Source organism: Candidatus Thiodictyon syntrophicum, from assembly GCF_002813775.1.
Classification (GTDB): domain Bacteria; phylum Pseudomonadota; class Gammaproteobacteria; order Chromatiales; family Chromatiaceae; genus Thiodictyon; species Thiodictyon syntrophicum.
The window spans coordinates 4,715,863-4,733,183 of the sequence record NZ_CP020370.1; the positions used below are offsets into that span (position 1 = coordinate 4,715,863).

The following is a 17,321-nucleotide window of genomic DNA, read 5'->3' on the forward strand; positions in this document are numbered from 1 at the left end:
GACGGACACAAATCTTTACCGATCAATACATGCTGATAGGCTAATATTCGACGGCGGCTGAGCGAACTCAGATTGTTCGTGGGTACCGGGGCTCGCCCCCGCAGGCCCCGCCCGGGAAGATCGCGGCAGTCGCGTCAACCTGGAGCCCACCAGCATGTGCTTGCGTCGTCCCCTGGCGGCCATCGCCGCGTTCACCATCGCGCTGTTGTCCATACCCATCGCTGCCCCGGCCGCGGACTGGCATGTGTCGCCCACCGGCAACGACACCGGCGACGGCTCCGCCGCCAACCCCTGGCGCACCATCGCCCGGGCCGCCGCCGCGGCCCTGCAACCCGGCGATCAGGTGCTGATCGCCCCCGGCACCTATGCCGAAGCGATCGCGCTGACCCGCTCCGGCGCACCAATCGTCCCGGTCACCACCGGGGTCGCGGTCGCCGGAACCGATAGCATCCGCTTCCCGGTCGGCACCGACCTGTCCGGGATCGATCTGGCGGGGCATCCGGGTGAATACCGGCTCTATGTCTATCGCAGTTGGCGTGCCAACAACGGCGTCTTCGTGATCCTGGCGACTGGCAGTGACGCGGCCGGACCCTGGGTCCGGGTCGCCGGGGCCGCCTTCAACGACGAGTCCGGCACCGCCGGCGATACCCGCTATCTCAGCGCCGCGGTCGGCCGGCCGATCGTGCTGCGCAATGCCTCCCCGGACCCGGCGAATCATCGGGTACTGCTCGATGCGAGCACCAAGCCCGCCATCTATACCATGATCTATATCGGCCGCTATCTCGATGACGACGATGCGCTGCCGGTCGACTGGAACATCATCGACGGCATCGACGCCACCGGCTCGCACCAGGGCGGCGGCGTGCATATCCAGGATTCGAGCTTCAATGTCGTCATGAACGGCCGGTTCTATGATCTGCAGGGGGCCGGTATCCTCATCGCCGGCAACCAGGGTGAGCCGTCGCGCTACAACCTGATCTGGAACAACACCCTCTACAACACCCCGAGCGAAGGCATCTATGTCGGGGCCGGCGGCCATGGCCCGGCGGCCAATCACGACTATTACACCCATGTGATCGGCAACGACATCTCCACCCAGGGCAGCTCCGCCAACGCGATCATGGAGAACGCGATCGACTTGAAGGAGTACAACTTCGGCGATGTAGTCGCGGGCAATGTCATCCATGACTATGCCCTGATCAGCCAGTCCAACGGCGCCTTGGACATCCGCGACGGCAAGCGCGACGTACTGGTCTACCACAACCGCTTCCGCAACATCGGCAAGGCCAACACCGGTACCAACAGCCTCATCCATCTGTATGCGGACAGCGACGACATCTACATCTTCGATAATGTCCTCGTCGATACCACCGGCGTGGGGGCCGGGATCTATGCCTTCAACGTAGACGGCGGCGGGTCGAGCGGCGTGCTCATCGCCCACAACAGCGTGAGCGGACTCACGCGCGGCATTCTGCTGGAGCAATACGGCGGCATCACCGATGTGCGCTTCGTCAACAACGTCTTCGATTTCGGTAGCGGCGGCATCGTCGAATGGGGTACGGCCGGGCGTTTCACCTTCTCCCATAACCTTTATGCCGCCAACCCCGGGGCCTATGCGAGCGAGCCGCAACGCCTGATTGCCAATCCCCAGTGGCTCGCGCCGACCGCCGGCGACCTGCGCCTGACCGCCACCAGCCCGGCGGTCGATTCAGGTCTGGATCTGCCCGCCGTCGCCATCGATCTGGCGTCGGCCCCCAGGCCCTCCGGCAGTGCCTGGGACCGCGGTGCCTATGAGTTCCAGGGCGGACCGGTGCCGCCGCCGAGCGCGGGATTCAATGCCACACCGACCGCCGGGCCCGCCCCGCTCCTCGTCCAGTTCAGCGACCTTTCCAGCGCTGCCGCCACCTGGTCCTGGACCTTCGGCGACGGCGATAGCTCCACCCTGGCCGCGCCGACCCATGTCTATACCACCCCAGGTGTCTACAGCGTCACCCTGACGGTCGGCAACGGCAGCGGCAGCGACAGCCTGACCCGCACCGGCCTGATCCAGGTCGCCCCACCCGCGGCCCGCCAAACGGTCTTCGCGACCGGCTTCGAGACCGGGCTCGCGGGCTGGTACCGGCAGGGCAAGGTCACCTGGTACGCGGGCGACCCCAAGCACGCCACCCACGCCATGCGCTTCACCGGCAACAATGTCTGGGTCGAGCGCGGCCTGTCCACCGCGGGTTATCGGGATCTCGTGCTGTCGGTCTACCTGGGCGCCAAGTCGTTCGAGAATTGGGAGTACCTGGTTCTTTATTGGACCGACGGCCAGACCTGGTACGAACCAGTGACGATCGACAACCACCACCCGGCCAGCGACGGGCAATTGCACCTGATCGAGGTCACCCTGCCGGCCGCCGCCGCCAATAACCCGGCGTTCAGCATCGCCTTCGGCATGTGGGATACCGACACCAGCGACTTCGCCTACATCGACGACGTGCTGCTGACCGGCGTGCCCATCAGCCCCTAGGCCGCGACAGACATCCTCCATCCACTCCGCGGAGGGCGGAACGCGATGGCGGTTCCGCCATGTTGATGGCAAGCGGCGGCGGATCGCCCTGCGGGCATCCGCCCTGCGGCGCTGGAACATACGGCCTTGCCAGGCCGTACTGTCCCCTCTCAGGCCGCGACCTGGCCCGGCGGCAGCACCGCCGGCTGGGCCTCGCAGCCGATGGCACCGCAGATGCACTCCAAGACCTCGAGCAGCGTGTCCTCGTCCATGCTCGCGTGGGCGCTGCTTGGGCGCCCCCGATACCGGTTGCTGAGGTCGCGGTTCTGGACCAGCGTAGCGCGGGTATTGTGGGCCTCGTTCGGTCCCCCGTGGGAGCCGATGCTGGAGGGGTGGATCTGGTGGAGGTTGAGGTTGCGGCGCACGTTGGGTGGGATGCGCCGGAACATCAGGGACGAGGTCGGACCCACCGCGCCGTCCACCGTGATCAGGCGATCAACGCGCACGTAGCCCACCGTGGCCGAGCCGCCGCCGGCGAACATGCCCAGGAAACGCCGCGCTCCGGTGTCGTAGAAGGTACGGTTCTGCCACAGGCTCCAAACGAGATTGAGCGCATCGGACACCCCGGCGCTGTAACCGTAGACGATTAGCTGGGCGCGCGGGTCGAAGCGGGCGGCGATGTCGCGGTCGGCGCCGGCCGCTCCCGAGGTGAAGACCAGCGACCCCTGGTAGGCGCGCACCAGCAGGTCCATACCGAGCATGCGCTGGCCGAGTGCGACCTGGCGCACCTGCTCGGCGAGGCGCGCCGCGCCGCTGGGGTCTTGCTGCGGCAGGGGGTCGCCACCGTCGATGACCCCGCCCCAGCCGCCGAACAGCACGATGGTGTGTCGGAGCGGGCCGCTGCCCGGGACGCTGGGGCTGGTAAGCGGCGGCTCCGAGCGTAAGTCGGAATAGCTTGTGACACCGAGATCGACCGACATGGCGATTGCTCCTCGCGCGGCCCGACCGCAGCCGTGCAGCGCTGGGGGATGGGGATAGATGTGCCTAAGTATAGAAGCGGCTGGGGCCGCCGGTCACCAGGAGTCAGTCGGCAGCTTACCGACCAACGCTGACGATCCGGCCACGGTCATCATCCGGTAAGCGATCAGTGAGATAGTGTGCGATAGCCCACTGCCGACGCGGCGCCGACCCCCGGTCGCCAGGGGTGCAGCGTTTCCCCCACCAGACCGCTCTCGGTCTAAGTCGACCATGCCCGAACCCCTGCCCCCCGTCGTCTTACCCAATGTTTGCGAGGCCTGCGCCGGCGGGCTTGCGGCACTGTTGGCGGCGCCGGAGGGGGCGGGCCTGGTCGCGCGCTTTCGTCCGCTGGCCGATCTCACTGCCGGCGGGCTGTTCGGCCACCTGGCCGATCTGCACGGGCCGCCGGATGCGCTGCTGCGGACCTGGCGCCGGCTGTTCGAGACCGCCTGTCTCAGCGGGCTGGCGGAACCGCTGTTTCGCTGCTACTGCCGCACGGTGGTCGAGACCTTTGTGTCGCAGCGGGGCCAGGGCCTGCTGCTGCTGCCCCTCGGTGCCGCCGCGGGGGTGCTTGGGGAGGGGGCGATCCGCCTGATCGTAGCGGTCTGCGAGCGCCATGGCCTGCCCGTCGGGCGTGTGCTGCTGGTATATGACGGCCTGCCATCCATGGCGGCGGAGCCGTTGCGCCGCGTCATCGATGCCGCTGTCGCCGCGCGGCGCGCCGGCTTCCCGCTGGCCGCCGGGGTGTTGCACTGCCCGCGGGCCGAGACCCTGCTGTGGGGCCAGGTGCGCCCGGACTATGCCCTGATCGAGGACGGGGTGCTCAGCCTGCTCGACGCCCATCTGATCGCGGGCAGCGGCTACGGGGCGCTGATCCACGCGGTGGCCGCCGACGGGCGCCGGGTCCTGGCACTGGGGGTGGATTCCGCCGCGCGGCTCGAGGCGTTGCAGCGCCTGCCGGTGACCGCCGCGGCCGGGGACTTCATCGGACGCCCGGCGGCGGTGCCGACCCGCACCCTGTCCGCGGCGGCGCACCGGGCCATCGCCGCGCGGGTGAGCCCGCCCGCCGGCGAGACGCGACCGGGCCCGCACCTGCTGGAGCGGCTGCTCCAACCGGTTCCGCCGGTCTCCCCCCAGGCCAAGGCCGACGAGGTGTTCGCGCTGTTCGAGCAAAACCCTGATCTGCGCGGCGTGGCGGTGGTACGCGATGGCACGCCGCTCGGCATGATCTCGCGCTACGACATGATCGATAATATGGCCCGGCCCTATCGCCATGAGCTCTACGGGCGCAAGTCCTGCACCCGCTTCATGGATGCCCAGCCGCTGATCGTCGATCTGCACCTGCACCTGGCGGACCTCTCGGACCTGCTGGTGCAGGCCCATCCGCGCCATCTGATCACCGGTTTCGTGATCTGCGATCAGGGCGCCTATCTCGGCATCGGCTCGGTGCAGGACCTGGTGCGTGAGGTCACCGTGATGCAGCTGGAGGCGGCCCGCTACGCCAATCCGCTGAGTCAGTTGCCAGGCAATGTGCCGATCAACCAGACCATCGACCGGCTGCTCGCCAGCGGGCGGGATGGCGCCATCGCCTGGTGCGATCTGGACCACTTCAAGCCCTTCAACGATGTCTACGGCTACGCCCGGGGCGATGAGGTGATCCGCCTCACCGCGCGCCTCCTGGGCGAGGTCTGCGACCCGGAAGCGGACTTTCTGGGCCACATCGGCGGGGACGACTTCGTGCTGGTGCTGCAGAGCGCGGACTGGCAGGGGCGCTGTCGGCGGGCGCTGGCGGCCTTTGGGCAGGAGATCTGCGGGTTCTTCTCCAGGGACGATGCGGAGCGCGGCGGCTACGTGACGGCCAACCGTCAGGGCCGCCCGGAGTTCCATCCCCTTACCTCGCTGTCCATCGGCGTGGTGCTGGTGCGCCCCGGGCGTTTCGCCTCCCATCTCGAGGTCTCGGCGGTGGCCGCCGAGGTCAAGAAGATGGCCAAGGGCCTCACCGGCAACAGCCTGTATGTGGATCAGCGCCAAGGCTGATAGCGCATTCGCTTGGACCCGGCCGACAACTTCAGGAGCCCCGCGATGCCCTTAGCACCGACCCCGGCCGCCCCCGCGGCGGTACCTCTGGTCTGGACCCGCTCACATCTCGACCGTCTTCGGTGCCGCGACGCGGGCTCATTCAGTGACCTCAATCGGCGCATTGGGCCACTCGGCGAACAGCTCCGGCAGGTAGAGCGCCTCCACCCGGGTCGGCGGCAGGGAGAAGTCCCCCGCGTTGTTCAGACGCAGGCGGTAGCTGAGCGTCCAGTGCCCGGCCGGAACCTGGGCGTAATAGGCCCGCAGGCCGTCGAAGCGCCGTTCCTCGTAGGTTGGCGTCGGCCGCCACTCGGACGCGTCGCGCGACGGCGCCGGGGTGTCCCCACCGAACCCGCTGCCCAGGATCGTGGCCCCGGCCGGGATCGGGTCATTGACCACCACCCAGCCCATCGGGGCGGCGGCGGTGAGGTCGAGTCGCACCTCGGCCAAGTCGCCGCGGCTCCATTGGCCCGGCCGACGCTGCGCGACCGGGGTCAGGGTCCGCGCGATCGTATAGCCGGCGAAGAGCGGGGCCTTGAGCGGGACTGCGGCGCGGCTCTGGATCAGCGCCCAGGGTTGCCCCTGGCCCTGATGGGTCAGGGCCAGGGTCAGGGTCGGGCGCGCGGGGCCGTCCGGCCAGGGGAACAACCAGTCGGCCGCGGAGCCGGACCCGGCCCCGGACCCGGACCCGGGGCCGCGCTGGGTCCAGGTATGGCCGCGGGTCTCGCCACCCAGGACCGCCTCCGTGCGCCCGGTGACCGGTTGCTGCTCGAACGCGGCGCTGAAACGCTCCAGTGCGAGCCGCCCCCAGGCGTTGGCCGTGGTGAGGTCCCAATGGCCCTGCCGCTGCCGGGCCAGGGCACCGCGCAGGAGGCGCGGCAGGTCGGCGCGCCAGTCCGCCTCCGGCAGCAGGGTCAGGACCGCCCGCACCGCATCCACATCCTGCGAGCCCATGAGCCACCACAAGGGATCGGCCTGCGGGGTCGTGAACACGAGTCCAGCACCCTGCACCACGCGGCGGGCGCGCAGCAGCCGCTGCGCCTGCGCCCGCCTGGCCGCGTGCTCCGGGATGCCATCGACGCGGCCGAGGATCGCGATCCAGTCGAGCAGGGCCGAGGTCGGCCAGTGCTGCGGCTGCCAGTCGAGATCGGCCACCAGGTCCGGCGTGGCCGCGCCATAGCGCGACAGGGCCTCGATGACCAGGAGGCGGCGCAGGGTCCGGTCGGCGAACGCCGAGTGGCGGGGGCCGCCGTCGCCGGCCTTGAGGAAGGCATTGAGGCCCGCGATGAGGGTGTCCCGGGTGTCCGTCGGCAGCGGCCAGCCGGCCTCGTCCGCGATGGCCAGGACATAGGCGGTCAGCACCTCGTCGCCCGGCAATGCGCCAGGGAAAAACCTGAGCAACGCGCCCCTGCCCTGGGTGTCCAGGTAGTCGCCGAGCCGCCCCACGATCGCGTCCCAGCGCGCGTGATCGCGCAGTGCGACCGCCACCGACACCTGCTGCTCCAGGCAGCCATAGGGGTAGTGCGACATATAATCGACGAGGCCATCGACCCCGTCGCCCAGCCGGCCCCGCAGGGCGACGCCAAGACCCCCCTGACCCGGGACGGCATCGGCCGGTGCCTGCACCGCGAGCACGAAGGGTTGTTCCAGCGACGCGAGTGTCGCCTGGTAGGTGCGCACCGGCACGAGCGCCCGCACCTCCTGCGCGACCCGCAGGCGGTCCGTGGCGCTTGCCCCGAGCGCCTGCAGACCCGCCTCCCAGGTCAGCGCCGTGCTGTCGGCGGGGACCGCGATCGGCCAGCTGAACTCCCGCGAGGCACCGGGCGCGAGGCGCAATTGCTGCTCCGGCAGGGCGGGCAGGTCGCCGGTCGGCGTGCCGACCCGCGCCGTCGCGGCGACCGTCAGGGGCCGCGGCCCGCCGTTGTGGGCGGTGAAGACCGCGGCGAAGCGGTCGCCCGCGCGCACCACCGGGGGCAGGCCCGCGTAGAGTGCCAGGTCCTGGGCGGTGCGGACTCTGGCCTCGCCGGTGCCGAAGAGGCTGGTCCCCGCGGTGGCGACCGCGACGATCCTGAAGGCGCTGAGCGAGTCGTTCAGCGGGACCTCGATGTGCGCCTCACCCCGGTCGTCGAGCCGGACCCGGCCGCGCCAGAGCAACAGCGTATCGAAGCGCGAGCGGACCGTCCCCAGTCCGGTCGGCACGTCCGGGCCGCGCATCATGATCTTCTGGTACATCCGGTCGAGCCGCTCCGAGAGGGTCTCGAATAAGTCCGTCGCCTCGCGCTCGGCCGGTCCCTGGCGCCGCAGGCCCAGGACGCGACCGAACGCAACGGCGGTGTCCACCCCCATCGTGTGGCGCCGGGACAGCATGGCGTCCTCGATCGCCCAGGAGCGGTTCGGCACCAATTGCAGCAAGGCCTCGTCCACCGCGGCCACGGCCACTTCGGCGTCATGCGGGAGCGGCCCGCCGTCGGCCTGCCGGACCTGGATACGCACCGGGACCCGGGCGCGCACCGGATAGACCTCGGCGGCCGGGTGGACCTGGACCTCCAGGCGATAGGCGCGCGGATCGACCCGCAGTTCGATGGTGCCGCGGACATAGTCCGGTTTACCCGGATCGGAGAGTCCGGTGGGCGGAGCGGCATCGGCCTGCCGGCCATGCACCGCCAGCACCGATACCCGGACATTGGGGGCATCGTGGGCCTTGATGGGGATCGAAAGTGTCGGCCGCTCCCCGGCGAGCCGCGTGACGAAGGCGCGCATGATCCCTTCCCGCTCGACGGTCACCAGTGCGGTCGCGCTGGGGAAGGGCATGCGCAGCACCAGGCGTGCGGTCTCGCCCGGGGCATAGTCGGTCTTGCCGTTGTCGGCCTCCAGGTCCCCGCGGTCGAAGACCTCCGGGGCCCACTCGGCCATCCGTTCGAGCCGCTCGACCACGGCCTGTTCATCGGGGGTGACGGCCCGGTCTCGCACTGCCTGCAGGTCCAGGTCGTCAAAGGGGTCGCTGGCGCTGTCTCGCACTGCCCTCAGGTCCAGGCGCGGCCAAGGTTTCCGGGGGCTGGTCTGGCTCAGTGGTCGGGCAGTGATCGCGGGCCGCTGGCGCGCATCGCGGGTCGCGGCGCGCAGGACCAACCCATCGCCGATCGCGGTCGGCGGGAGACGGGATTCGCACCGCATCAGTCCCTGCCGGTCGGTGCGGCCGGTGCATAGGGTCGCGACCTGCTCCACCCAGGCCTCCCCGTGATCGCGGAAGAGACCGTTGCCGAGCGCCTCGCGCTGGTGGCGGGACTGGCGCCGCAGCAGGTCCAGGGTGATCGTCTGTCCGGCGGCCGGTTGTCCCGCGTGGACCAGGGCCAGGACCGCGACACGCAGCGGGTCGCCGGGTGCCCGGGGTTCGTCCTCGAGGTCCAGACTCACTGCGGCCGGCCACAGGCTCAGACTGTGGGTCGCCGTGAGCTGCTGCCCGTTCGGGTCCTGGTAATCCAGCATCGCCAACAGCGTGCGCGGCTTGCATACCTGGGGCAAGGGCGGCAGCGACACCCGGGCCCGGCCCGCGGCGTCCAGCGTCGTCCGGACGGGTGGCGCCGCGTCGCGCTCCGGGTCTGGGTCCGGGCGGCACAGTGCGGCGGCGGGATCATCCCCGGTCTCGCCGGAGGGTCCGTACAGGTAAAAATCGAACCCGTCGCGGTGCGCGTCCTCCAACCGGGTGCTCAGGCTGACCGGCCAGTCGGCGGCGGGCGCCCCCGAGAGATACTTGACCGAGAGGTCGAACGCCGGCGCGTCGCCACTCACCAGGGTCCCGCCGGGCGCATCAATCCGTGCCGTCATGGCCGGGATGCGGAATTCCGCCACCTCGAATTGACCCTCCTCGTCGAATACCGTTTCCGGGTCATCCACGCCGACCGAGTAAGGGCCCAGCGGGGCATCGGGAGGGATGGTCCAGGTACTCTCGGCGATCCCCTGGGCGTCCCACACCAGCGGCAGTTCGTACGCGGAGTCGCTGCCGAGGTGCGTGATCTTCAGGGTGTCCGGCCAGCCCGATGGAACGACCAGACCGTCCATCACCGGACGGCGCAGGATATGTTTCATGGACAGGGTCTCGCCCGCCCGCAGCAGGGTCCGGTCATAGACGGTGTGCAGGATCGGCGCCGCGCCCGAGCGGTCGCCGCGCGACTGCCGCTCGCTGAGCAGCGTAAAGCTCAGGTCCTCGCCGGTGCGTACACTCACCAGAATGCGGCAGCGGTCGTCCGTGGAGTCGGACGGCCGCCGTGGATCGATGCGTGCGATCCCGTCCGGGTCCGTGCGCCCCTCGCCCAGCCGGGTGCCGGTACAGGCATCGGTCAGGGCGATGCTTGCGTCTGCGACCGGCTGGGCCTCGTCGAGCGTGGTCACCCAGACCAGCCAGGACCCTTCGTCGGCCGTCTTGACGTTCACCGCCAGGTTCGTCACCAGCACCAGGGTCGCGGGATAGGGGTCCTGCGTCTCGACCCAGGGGGTGTCCGCCTCCACGACATAGACCCCGGGCCCAGGCAGCGGGATGCCGGCCCTGATGAGCCCCCGGTTGCTCGGGACCTCGATCGCGAAGGGCTCGGTCGGCGCACCCGCGGCGAAGGGCGAGGGCCGCACCCCGGCCGCGCTCGCGGTGGGTTCGGCGAGCCGCCGCACCCCGTCGAGCAGCGCGCCATCCTCCTGCGCCGGGTCCGGCGGAGCCCCAGCGGCGGGCGACAGCCGCAGGCGGCGTCCGCGTAGCGGGCCGTCGAGATCGCGCACCATGACCGGCAGGACCGCACCCGTGCGCGCCTCCAGGATATCGCCCGCCGGGAACCGGACCAGGGGTGAACGCGGCACCTGCCCGGTCCTCACCGTCAACGCCGCGGGCGGCGGCTCGACCAGCGGGCGGCCGGTGGCGTCGGTGAGCCCGGGCGGGACCTCCACCCGCAGGGTGGTCTGCTCCGCGAAGGGGGCGGCGAACCAAAGGGTCTCGATAAACTCCCCCGCCGGTTCGTCCGGCACCGGTGTCCGCACGCCCCCGGGACCACGCAGGCGCAGCCCCGCCGCGGCCGCGGCAGCGACCGGGACGCTGAAGCGCACCCCGATGCGCCACTCGGGGTTGCAGCGGTCGATGGGCTCCCCGTCGGCCTCACACTCGGTGTGCAGGGTAAAGGGCGGGCGCACCCGGAACGGCAGCGGCTGCGCCGTGCCCATCGCGATCCCGCCCGGCGTGCGGATGCCTGCCCCCCAGGACAGCGTGACATCAGTATCGGCGGGCAAGTCCCCGGTACACTGCACCATGACGAGCCGCGGTTCGTCCGTCCGCCCCAGCCGCGCCAACAGGTCTGTGCGCCGCTGACCGGTCAGCAACTCGATGCGGCGCGGTGCCGGCTCACCCGCGACGACACAGCGCGCCTCCTCGCGGATGCTGTCGGCATCCGCCTCGGCCGCGAGGGTCAGCAGGAAGATCTGACGCTCGTCGATGGGCTCTCTGATATCCGGCAGAGTTCCTGTGATGCGCGGACCGCCGGTATCGAAGGCGTAGTCGTTCTCACCCTCGACCGGGTGTCCGGCCAGTGTGCGCAGCCCTTCCCGCAGCCGCAGCCGACAGGCGATGCCGGCCGGCAGCGGTCCATCGAACCCATAGGCCCAGGTCGTGGGATCGACCCAGCGCGCGGCACCCGGCACCGGACAGTCGACGACGAAGGGCTCTGGCCCCCGCGGATCGCCGAAGGCCACCATGGGCTCGGAGAATCCGGCCTCGATCTGCGCCACGCCATCGACCCGCCCGGTCGGCGAGAAGCGCTCGATCCGCGCGGCGGGCGGTGCCGCGAGCACGACAAGCGCCGCGATCAGCCCGCCGCAGATCGCGGCGGCAACCGTCAACCATCGTCCGATGCGACCGATCGACATGACAGGATCACCCGCGGCACCGGCCAAGCAGGTAATCCCCAAGCAGATGATCCAAGCGATGAGCCATCGCACTCATGAGGAATCTCTCGGTGGGGTTGCGAATTCGGGACTGATGCGACGGCCCCCGCACCCAACCACCGCGGGAGGGCCTGGGCGGGATCGAAATCCGGGTCGGCGTCAAGGCCCTGCTCCAGGGCCTCGCCCAGGGTCGCGCCCTGCTCGATCGCACGCAGGGCCGCCGGCTCCGGCTCGCGCGTCTCTTGCATCTCATGCCTCTGGCCGCCATGAGGGTATGAGGGCGAAGGCCCTCGATTGCGACCCGGGGTGCGCGGCCCGGGCCGCCACCCGCACCCGCTCGCGACCGTCGCCGATCGGTCGATCGGAGGATCAGGGTCTGCCCGCGCGCCCTGCCCCCTGAGGTAGAGCCCGGGCCTTCGATCTGAACCGGTTCCGTGCCGACCATGGTACCCCGCGACATGTCGCGGGACCACCGCTATCCATTCACCGACCGAGAGATCTCTTTTCATGATCAAGCCGATCATTGCAGTGGGGCTACTTCTTTTGTCATCACTGGCGAACGCGGAAACCATTGTCCTCGGCATGGGATGCTTCTGGGGCGCAGAGAAGCGGATGGCAGAGCTACCCGGCGTGCTCGACGTCGAGAGCGGCTATGCCAATGGGGATGTGCCTGGCACCTATGAGGCCGTGATCGTCCATGAACGGCGGCTCAAGATGGGTAAGGCCAGCGGTCGCAACCATGCCGAGGTGATCAAGGTGACGTTCGATCCGCAAGCGGTCGGACTGGAACAGGTGCTCGCGCGGTTTTGGGAAAGCCACGATCCCACCCAAGGCGACCGGCAGGGTAACGACATCGGCAGCAACTACCGCAGCGCGGTATACACCTACGATGACGCACAACGGGTGATCGCGCAGAAAACCCGCGACACCTACCAGGCGGCGCTCAAGGACGCTGGTCGCGGCGCCATCACCTCCGAGATCGCGCCGCTGCAGACCTACACTCGGGCCGAGGACTACCACCAGGACTACCTGAAGAAGAATCCGAGCGGCTACTGCGGTCTCGGCGGCACCGGCGTAAAATACCCCGGCTTGGTGTCGGCGGCCAAGGCGCCCGCGCCGGCCACGCCGCTCGACCCCAAGGCGCTCGACGCGCAACGCTAGTTGATTGTCTTCGAGGCCGGCGACTGTGCCTACTGCAGGCAGTTCAAGGCCGAGATACTTGACGGCTGGCGGTCGGAGGTCGTTCCGGCCACCGAACGGGTGGGGTGCGCGACGCGCACCTGTAACGCCCGCGCAGTTCGGAGTCGTCGATTCATCAACATGCGGGGAGATTGCGATGCGGCCTCTGATCAGATTTTCCGCCCTTGCGCTGCTCGGCAGCCTGGTTGCCGCCACCGGCGTCGCGCTGCAGGAGACGGTAGTCCTTGACTCCCAAACCCAGGTGCGCGTGACACGCGCACCCGGGGATGGCCTGGACGAACTGGCGGGGACGCGGGTCGTTTTTGGGCCGCCGCCGGCCCTGGCGGCCTGTGCGTCCTGGGACGTGGAAGAAAACTGTTGTCCGGCCGGATGCGCCGCAAAGAATGGCACCCACTGGGCGAAGGCCGACGACATCCTGCGCGGCTGCATGCGCGGCCTGGGTTGCAACGAGAGTGATATCCAGGGTGCCACGGTCTTCATGCGCTGCAATTGCGACCAGAAACCGGCGCGATGACGGGCGACCCACCGCCCGAATCCGCGTATATTAGCCGATCATGTTGTTCCTGGTCCTGGGTCCCCGAAGGTCACGCCGATGCTGCGCCCGCGTCTCATGAAGCATGTGCGCCTGCTGGTCCTCACCGAGGACCTGCCGCAGGCGTCCCTGGCCCTGGCGCAGACGGAGAGCTTCCACCCCGACACCCGGGCGCCGCTGGCGGCCGCACTCTGCGGCCTGCCCGCCCACGACTATCGTGACGCCTACACCCAGGCCCACTCCCGCCTGGAGAAGGTCGCCAAACTGATCGCGCTGCCGCGCTTCCCGGCGCTGGAGACGGTGCGGGTGGTGCCCTACCCGGAGCTGACCGAACTCAACCGGTGGCTCGGTGAGATCTGGGACCAGGCCTCGCGCTATGAGGAGGACCTGCGGCGCCTGGACGACCAGGACCGGCTGATCCGGGAGCAGGAGGCGGCCCTGGTCAACTTCCAGCATCTCGACATCGACCTCAAGCTGCTGCGCAGCAAGACCCGCTTTCTGGACTTCTATGTCGGCATAGTCCCGCGCGAGAACCTGCGCCGACTCGAGGGGGCGGTGGGGCTGGCCGACCACCTGCTGCACGTCTATATGCAGCGCGGCGACCATGTACATGTGGTCATCGTCGGCCCCGCCGGCGACACCGAAGCCCCGCTGGCCGCGGTGCTGCGCGCCGCCGGCTTCCAGGCCCTGGCGATCCCGGCGGACCTGGACCAGGAACCGGAGCAGTTGCGCCAGACCCTGAGCACCCGCCACGCGCAGGTCGGGGCCGAACGCCAGGCGCTGCACGCGCGGCTGGCGGACTGGTCCGACCCCTTCCGCGAGCGCCTGCTGGAGGCCCGCCGCACCCTGCTGATGGCGGAGCCCCTGGTCACCCTGGACCCGTCCATCCGCAGTTCGGGACACCTGGCGCACCTGGCCGGCTGGGTCCCGGCGCGGTGCGTGGCGGCACTGAGCGAGCGCCTGGCGGGCTCACTCGCCCTCCCCTTCGATCTGCTGGCCCGGGACCCGCTGCCCGCCGAGCGCCTGCTGGTCCCGACCGTGCCGGTCAAGAACCGGCTGCTGCAATCCTTCGCCCTCCTGGTGGCGCCCTACGGTACCCCCGAATACGGTGAGATCGACCCGACGCCGCTCTTCGCCGTCACCTTTCTCGCCATGTTCGGTGCCATGTTCGGCGATGTGGGCCAGGGGGCGGTGATCGCAGTGCTCGCCTGGGTCTTTCGCGCCCGCCTCGGCCGTCTGTGGCCCTTCGGGCTGCTGGCGGGTCTCTCCTCGGTCGGGTTCGGCCTGCTCTACGGCAGCGTGTTCGGGTACGAGAAGGTGCTGCCGGCCCTGTGGATGAGCCCCATCCGTGACCCGATCCTGATGCTCAAGCTCGCCCTGGGCTATGGGGTGGTCTTTCTCACCATTGCCTGCCTGCTCGCCATCTACAACCGGCTGGCGATCGGCAACTGGTGGGGGGCGCTCTTGGGGCAGCACGGCATGGTGAATCTGCTGTTCTATCTCTCATTGATCTGGGGCGGGTTGAATGTCGGACGCGGCGAGTCGTTCGGGACCGCCCCGCTGCTGCTGGTGGTCGCCGCCCTGCTGGCACTCGCCGGCTTCGCCTGGCGGCACTTCAGCGCCCCCTTCGGGGAAAAGGTCCTGGTGGTCTCCATCGAGACCCTGGAGACCGTCGTCGGCTATGTCTCCAATACACTCTCGTTCCTGCGGGTAGCCGCCTTCAGCCTCAATCATGTCGCCCTGTCGATCGCCGTCTTTACGCTGGCCGAGATGATGGGGCACTTCGGCCAGGTGGTCACGGTGGTCCTGGGCAACGTCTTCGTGCTGGTCCTGGAGGGCGGGATCGTCATGATCCAGGTGATGCGTCTACAGTATTACGAGGGATTCTCGCGCTACTTCTCCGGCGAGGGGCATGAGTTCGCACCGCTGCGGCTGCGGCGGGGACCGGCGGCACCGTAGGGTCCGCTGTGCGGACCAAAAGATCGCGTAACGGCCAAGAAATTGGACAGGATTAACAGGATTTTGCAGGATTTACAGGAAAACCAGCTTTTCCAGACAATGATTGATCGAGAACCAGCCATGGGTCAGGTATTCGCAGACATCGAACTGAGCAACCCCCGGGAACCCGGGCTGCGCCCGGTATCGGTACACGCCACGATGGACTCGGGGGCCATTACGCTATGCATCCCTGAACACGTCGCCTTGCAGCTCAACTTCGCGGAACTCGAGAAACGGGAAGTGACCATCGCGACCGGCCGCGCAAGCCTGGTCCCCTATGTCGGTCCGGTGCAGATTCGCTTCGACAACCGCAATTGCTTCACCGGTGCCCTGGTGCTCGGCGATTCGGTATTACTCGGCGCCGTGCCCATGGAGGATATGGACCTGGTGATCAACCCGCGGCGCCAGCAATTGACGGTCAACCCGGCGAGTCCGAATATAGCGGCCGCGGCCGTGAAATAGCCGCGTAATCACCAATTCAGCCGCGCGAGTGGTCCGCACAGCGGACCCTACGGGCCGACAGTGACCCCGGCAAGTCCGACTGGACCGGCGGCGGTTGTCAACCAGCCTGCCATCGCACCACATTATCAACCGGAGATCTGCATCCTATGTACTGGCTCGTCGCCCTCATGTCCATCGCCATCCTCGGCCTCGTCGTCTCCGGCGTCCTGCTGGAGTTGCGCCCAACCCTGGCCGGCCGCATCCGGCCCTGGTACAGGCCCGCGCTCGGGACCCAACTCCTGGTCTTCGTCGGTGCCCAACTCGGCCTCTTGCTGCTCGGTGTCAATGAGGCCCTGGCCGCACCCGAGGCCGCGGCGGCCGGCGCCGGACACCTGGCGGAGATGTCGACCGGCATGGGGCTGGCCATCATCGGTGCCGGTATCCCCACCGCGCTGTCCACCATCGGCGCCGGGATCGCCGTCGGTCCGATCGGCGCGGCCTCCCTCGCCGCGATCACCGAGAAACCGGAGACCCTGGGCCGCACCCTGATCTATCTGGGTCTGGCCGAGGGTATCGCCATCTACGGCCTGGTCATCTCGATCCTCCTGCTCAACAAGATCTGAACGGGCCCGCCATGACCACCGCACACGAATCGGTCCGCCCGACCCGGATGCTGTTCCTGGGCGAGCAGAGCCTGGCGGACGGCTTTCGGCTGATCGGCTTCGAGACCCTCGCCGACCCGACCCCCGAGGCGGCCGATCAGGTCTTCCGCGACCTGTCGCGCAACCGCGAGAAGGCCTTCGTCATCCTGGACGACCGGCTGATGCGCGCGGACTGCCCGAACCTCAAGCGGGTGCGCCGGGAGGGCGGGCGGGTCGTCGTGATCTCGGTCCCGCCGTTGAGTGCCCCGACCCTGCTGGCCAGCGAGGTCGCGGACCGGCTGACCGCCCTGTTCGGGGCCGGCGCCGTGCCGGACGGGCAGCCCGGGCACGCGGGGGGTGCGACGTGAATCAGGTCGAAGCCCTGGAACAGGCGATCCTGAGCCGGGCGGAGCGCCTGGCCGAGGAGTTCCGTGAGCGCGCCAACCGCGGTCGCGACAGTATCCTGCGGGAGGCGGCGGAGCGGCTGCGCCTGCGCGAGGAGCGCGAAGAGGCCCTGGCCCGGGCGCTCACCGAGCGCAGCTTCCGCCAGCAAGTCCAGGCGAGCGAACTCAAGATGCAGAGCCACTTGGATCTGCTGCGCTGGAACCTGGTGCAGGGCGTGGAGCGGCGCCTGCAAGCGCGGATGCAGCGCTTCATGCAGGACGAGGCGGCCTACTTCCAGTGGCTCCTGGCCCTGATCGGGGAGGCTGCCGGGCGGATCGAGCGCGAGTCGCTCATCGTGCGCGTCAACGCCCGCGACCACCAGCGACTCTTCGCCCGTTGGGACGACGTGCTCGAACGGCTGCCCAAGGGCCATAGCGCCACGCTGGCCGATGACCACCTCGAGACCCTGGGCGGCTGCCTGCTCCTGAGCGACGACGGGCGCATCCGCGTGGACCAGACCTTCGAGGGCCGACTCACCCGGCTGAGCGCGCGCGTCCAGCAGGTGATCCTGGAACGCCTGCTGCCCGGCGGCCTCGACACCGGCAACCTCTTCTGCGGATGA

At 69.4% G+C, this 17,321-nt stretch carries 12 protein-coding genes; 9 read left to right on the forward strand and 3 right to left on the reverse strand.

The genetic code is table 11. The annotated features are described in order from the left end of the window. The first annotated feature begins 154 nt into the window (after window positions 1-154). Window positions 155-2,512 carry a PKD domain-containing protein gene (locus tag THSYN_RS19845; RefSeq protein WP_100920652.1) on the forward strand — a complete coding sequence of 786 codons (2,358 nt, stop codon included), beginning with the start codon at window positions 155-157 and terminating at the stop codon, window positions 2,510-2,512. A 149-nt stretch (window positions 2,513-2,661) separates the two neighbouring features. On the opposite strand, the gene THSYN_RS19850 is transcribed toward THSYN_RS19845, so the two are convergent. Then, window positions 2,662-3,471, reverse strand: coding sequence for a hypothetical protein (locus tag THSYN_RS19850; protein ID WP_100920653.1), 810 nt, complete (start codon window positions 3,469-3,471; stop codon window positions 2,662-2,664). Window positions 3,472-3,739: 268 nt separating this feature from the next. Between THSYN_RS19850 and THSYN_RS19855 the strand changes: the two genes are divergently transcribed. Next, entirely contained in the window at window positions 3,740-5,545 is a 1,806-nt protein-coding gene (locus tag THSYN_RS19855; RefSeq protein ID WP_100920654.1) for a diguanylate cyclase domain-containing protein, read from the forward strand. 138 nt (window positions 5,546-5,683) lie between these two features. Here the strand turns inward: THSYN_RS19855 and THSYN_RS19860 are convergent, their stop codons facing one another. Together THSYN_RS19860 and THSYN_RS34150 are read right to left on the reverse strand one after the other, a co-directional pair. Next, complete coding sequence (locus THSYN_RS19860) at window positions 5,684-11,485, reverse strand: alpha-2-macroglobulin family protein (protein ID WP_100920655.1); 5,802 nt, start codon at window positions 11,483-11,485, stop codon at window positions 5,684-5,686. Continuing rightward, on the reverse strand, window positions 11,455-11,751 hold the full coding sequence (locus THSYN_RS34150) for a hypothetical protein (RefSeq protein ID WP_157817804.1): 297 nt from the start codon (window positions 11,749-11,751) through the stop codon (window positions 11,455-11,457). Before THSYN_RS34150 ends, THSYN_RS19860 begins: the two co-directional genes overlap by 31 nt. A gap of 259 nt (window positions 11,752-12,010) precedes the next feature. On the opposite strand from THSYN_RS34150, the gene msrA reads away from it, so the two are divergent. From msrA to THSYN_RS19895, 7 genes are all read left to right on the forward strand, one after another. Continuing rightward, window positions 12,011-12,664 carry a peptide-methionine (S)-S-oxide reductase MsrA gene (msrA, locus tag THSYN_RS19865; protein WP_236848622.1) on the forward strand — a complete coding sequence of 218 codons (654 nt, stop codon included), beginning with the start codon at window positions 12,011-12,013 and terminating at the stop codon, window positions 12,662-12,664. A 175-nt stretch (window positions 12,665-12,839) separates the two neighbouring features. Continuing rightward, window positions 12,840-13,217 carry a hypothetical protein gene (locus THSYN_RS19870; protein WP_172965208.1) on the forward strand — a complete coding sequence of 126 codons (378 nt, stop codon included), beginning with the start codon at window positions 12,840-12,842 and terminating at the stop codon, window positions 13,215-13,217. 78 nt (window positions 13,218-13,295) lie between these two features. Next, a complete protein-coding gene (locus THSYN_RS19875; RefSeq protein ID WP_100920657.1) occupies window positions 13,296-15,194 on the forward strand; it encodes a V-type ATP synthase subunit I in 1,899 nt (632 codons plus the stop codon). 120 nt (window positions 15,195-15,314) lie between these two features. Beyond that, on the forward strand, window positions 15,315-15,695 hold the full coding sequence (locus THSYN_RS19880) for a clan AA aspartic protease (protein ID WP_100920658.1): 381 nt from the start codon (window positions 15,315-15,317) through the stop codon (window positions 15,693-15,695). Window positions 15,696-15,841: 146 nt separating this feature from the next. Continuing rightward, on the forward strand, window positions 15,842-16,297 hold the full coding sequence (locus THSYN_RS19885; RefSeq protein ID WP_100920659.1) for an ATP synthase subunit C: 456 nt from the start codon (window positions 15,842-15,844) through the stop codon (window positions 16,295-16,297). A gap of 11 nt (window positions 16,298-16,308) precedes the next feature. Continuing rightward, entirely contained in the window at window positions 16,309-16,683 is a 375-nt protein-coding gene (locus THSYN_RS19890) for a V-type ATP synthase subunit F (protein WP_100920660.1), read from the forward strand. After that, a complete protein-coding gene (locus THSYN_RS19895; RefSeq protein WP_100920661.1) occupies window positions 16,680-17,321 on the forward strand; it encodes a V-type ATP synthase subunit E in 642 nt (213 codons plus the stop codon). Before THSYN_RS19890 ends, THSYN_RS19895 begins: the two co-directional genes overlap by 4 nt.